The sequence below is a fragment of the Mesotoga sp. B105.6.4 genome (assembly GCF_002896535.1).
Taxonomy (GTDB): domain Bacteria; phylum Thermotogota; class Thermotogae; order Petrotogales; family Kosmotogaceae; genus Mesotoga.
The window spans coordinates 1-3,905 of the sequence record NZ_JWIM01000116.1 but is presented as its reverse complement, the minus strand read 5'-3'; the positions used below and the strand labels follow the sequence as shown (position 1 = coordinate 3,905).

Here is a 3,905-nt window from a genome sequence, read left to right as displayed (position 1 = left end):
ACCTATGAGAGAAGAGATGCCTTCGGCAAGTTTCAGCTGAACCTCGTCGCTCAAGAGATATAGGGCGAATTCGACGGCAGCGAAGATATTCTTGGATCTCGATGATAGTTCAAGGGAGAATCCGTTGGACCAGGTAGCATTTTGCACGGGGTAAGGTATCTGTACGATTCCATAATCTAGATCCGGTGCGTACATTGCCAGATCGGCTATGAAATTACCAACCTGTATTCCCATTGCAACCTTGCCCGCAATGAAGGCATCGGCCGCACCCCAGCCGAAATTGGCGCCGAAAGAGAGAAGCTTCTCCAGACCGAGTTCGTTTATCAGGGCAACCCATTCCTCTAACGCCTGTATTATACCCGGACTGTTTACAACAATATCTCCATCTTCAGTGATAAAGTCTTCTCCCTTACCCCAGACATACATCCAGAAGTAAGATTGACCGTATAGCGGGTTGAACCCAACAACCTCGTAATCACCGTTCTTGTCAAGAACGTTCAGTTTCTCGGCGTAGTAGAGTAACTCCTCCCAGGTAGTAGGCGGTTTCTCGGGATCCAGGCCAGCCTGTCTGAATAGGTCTTTGTTGTAGAAAAGCAGCCTAACGTCTGTCTCAAGGGGAAGAGCGTAGATCCCATCTTCGTAGGAACACATCTTCAAAGGTCCCTCAAAGAAGACTTCTTCAGGATCAAAGCCAGCTGCCAACAAATAGGGCTTCAGATCAAGAAGAATGCCCGTCGAAGCTCTCATTCCCACGTTACCCAGATCATGCAGGAAGACATCAGGCTCTTGTTTTGCAGCCATAGAGACCCTGATCTTGTCCCAGTAGTCCCAGAAGGAAATTGCGAGGTCCTCGACCTCGATAGCTCCCTTGTTAGTCTCGTTGAACTCGGCTATGATCTCGTCCATGATTTCCTTCGACGGACCTGAAAGATACATGTGCCAGAACTTCACTTTCGCAGCCGCACCAAAACTAACGGCCACCATCAACGTGATCAAAAAAAGAATCAGTAACGATTTCTTCACTTTTAATCCCTCCCCGGAATACGTTCGGTGCCAGTGGTGCATGAAAACTCTATCATTTTGGAACCCTTGTATTCGAATCCGTTCATGCGGTCTTACGGTTCGCGGTGGCAGATAATTGACGATTATCATCAATAAATACAAACGCTTGCATTTTTTCAAGCCATAACTATGTTCTTTTAAATATTACTTCTGTTGTATAGTATAGACGTATGAATTTTTTGATGGGATATATAAACTCTCTTTGAATACAAATGATTGTATGTATTGAAGTCCAGAGGAGGTATCTATGAAAAGTCCCCATCTCATTTTCTATTACAGTCATGAAAGCTGTCCGGCGAGGGTTGCTTCCCTTCCCGTAATTGCTTGGTTGTGTAAGGACAGGAATATCGATTATGACGCCTACTTCTCTGTCAGACCAAGCCTCGCAGGTATTGGCGACCACCTCCCTTTCGCCGGAAACAGACATGAAGAGCAGCTGTATTTCTTGACCAATTTCTACGAAGAGATACTCTTTGTTTCCATGAGCGAGGGTAGGGAGGTGCCTTTTGAAAGGTTTTTCAGTGCGAGAGGATGTCCTTCTCTCAACCATTCTTCAGAGGAACTGATTGAACTGTATATAGAGCTCTTCAACTTATTCGAAGAAACTTTCCCGAAAGATGCAGTTGTATATCCTTCATGTGAGCTTGACTTTCCGCTTGAGATGGTCGAACTGGGTTCTTTCAAGTTACCAGGCCGTTCGAGGATAGACACTTTTCTGTATCCTGAGATATTCTACCGAAAATCTCTGGCAATTCATCTCGAGGCGGGGGATAGTCAGTTTGAGAAGCTTCGTGATTTGGGGGTTGAGAGGCTTCATCTCGCGTGTTGCTCAGATGAAGAAGCAGAGAGATTCGAAAGAATGGGATACGAAGTCGATACGATAGAGCGAATTGGTGACGGTGAAACACTGTTGAGTCTTACCGGTAGAATGGCCAGAAGATGGGTTGACAGAGGGAAGGGAGTTTCGCTGGGAAACGATCCCATTACTCTTCGCTGGATTGCCAAGTACATGAGAGAGGATATACTTCCGATTGCAGCTCTAGGCACACTGAGAGAAAGTGTGCCCGTAATTGGTGAACTGGCGAAAAGTACAGGCAACAACATAGTCTGGGGAAGTCAGATATACGATGATGGAGTTATATCTGAACTATCCAGGCGGGGAATTGTCTTTGTCCTGGCCCATGATGTCGAGGTTGGAGTGACCATTAAGAATGAGGTGAAGTTGCCGGTACTGTGGCTAAAGGAAGCGAAGGCTCCGTGGAAGGAAGAAGTTTCGGACGGCTTTCTTCTCGAGAGGATTGAGAATGGCGATATTCCCATTGTGTTCGTGAACTACGCTGCTGATCTCGGTCATCTTCCTGTGCTGCCAAGATATCTGGACCTGCATTCAATTGACGGAATAAAGGATGGAATAGCTTTCCCGTCAAACTGGTGGGATTACGCTCCCGAGACCCTTGAACAGTTCTTCATTCCGCGCGAAAGGGGAGGCATCTTTCCTACGGGTGAGATCCTCCTGAGCAGCGCCGGTTTGGGTGTAGCGACCGAGGCAAAAGGCTATTTGCCGCGAAACGTCTACTTTGAATCTCTTCTGATGGCCAGAAGTATCATAGCTGAACATTGTGGAGAAGCAAATGTTCCGATCGGGCATTACTCGTTCCAGGATGCCTGCCCGGAATACAGACATGGAACCGCGGAGCCAGATTTCATAGTGCTGAAGGAGGCAGGCTTTCAATATGCCATAAGTTACAAAGACGAAGCAAAGTGGCCCAGAACGCTCTACGATGACGGGGAGTTCATTGTGCTGAATCAGCAGACCGAACACTGGAGTTTTGATCCCATGAGCGACGTGAGAAGATGGGAGAGAAAGCTAAGCGAAAGCCTGTCCAGCGCATGGGCCGTGATTGGTTTGGATTCACCTTTCTGGGGAATGACGCCGTGCTACTTTGGAGAGGCCTCGAAAGGGCTGGATCTGACTACCCTCACAAAAACAATGAAGTATGTGATATCTGGCGGTGAGAGCGGGAGGCTCTTCCTTCTAAAACCCCATGAACTTGTCAGGTTTGTCAGATTGCTTTCACAAAGCGAAAATAGCCGAAGGGAATGATAGAGATGATTCCTTCTCACGAACAGTTCAACCCGACAAACGTCTCCGAGAAGATGAACGCCCATACCATAGAGGGTCTAGAAGAGATACTGGACTTCCTCTTATCCGAACGGAGAAGGCCGGGTGGAACGGTTCCTGTTATTGCAATCGACGGATTCCCCGGGAACGACTGGAGAGAGATCATACAGACTGCTAAAAAAATCGTTGACCGCAAATCTCTGACCATTGAAGTGTACGATTTCGACACATGTAGGAGAAACGATGAAGAACTTGAAAATCTCTTAACTCGTTATCTTGGTCAGGATGAGGTTTTTGGCAGGGTTTTCAGAAGAAGCATAGCAACGTTCTTCTCAAAAGAAAAGATCTCAACTCTGAAAAGGGAAATCAGTCGAGGGAGGAACTCGAAGCGGCAGGATGCAATACTGGTAATTGGTTGGGGATGTATGCTTAGCCCTATGAGAGGCTCGTATGACCTGAAAGTGTATTTCGACCTCACGAGAGAAGAGACCATGAAGCGTTACAAGAAGACAGGAGCTTCTTTCGGAACCCAGAGTATTGGGCCCAAGAGACTGTACTACATCGATTTTCCCGTCTCGGAAAGGCATAGGAGGAATCTATTCGATTCACTTGACTACTATGTTGATGCAAACTCGGAAGATTCGAAGGCACTAATTGCTGCAGGGGATCTAAGAGAGATTTCCAGGGAAATCGCATCCAAACCTTTCAGATTGAAACCTAT

At 46.9% G+C, this 3,905-nt stretch carries 3 protein-coding genes; 2 read left to right on the top strand and 1 reads right to left on the bottom strand.

Annotated features, from left to right (window positions below):
* Positions 1-1,023: ABC transporter substrate-binding protein (locus RJ60_RS14930; protein ID WP_103135273.1), on the bottom strand; the 1,023-nt coding region annotated here is incomplete at its 3' end.
* 286 nt (positions 1,024-1,309) lie between these two features.
* Here RJ60_RS14930 and RJ60_RS14925 point away from each other — a divergent pair.
* Together RJ60_RS14925 and RJ60_RS14920 are read left to right on the top strand one after the other, a co-directional pair.
* Positions 1,310-3,166, top strand: coding sequence for a hypothetical protein (locus RJ60_RS14925; protein WP_099830105.1), 1,857 nt, complete (start codon positions 1,310-1,312; stop codon positions 3,164-3,166).
* On the top strand, positions 3,163-3,905 hold a 743-nt coding region (locus tag RJ60_RS14920; protein WP_146028951.1), incomplete at its 3' end, for a hypothetical protein. The genes RJ60_RS14925 and RJ60_RS14920, both read left to right, overlap by 4 nt.

Excerpts from the sequence above, each read along its gene's own strand:
- RJ60_RS14925 (WP_099830105.1), top strand. The coding sequence starts at position 1,310 with ATGAAAAGTCCCCATCTCATTTTCTATTACAGTCATGAAAGCTGTCCG.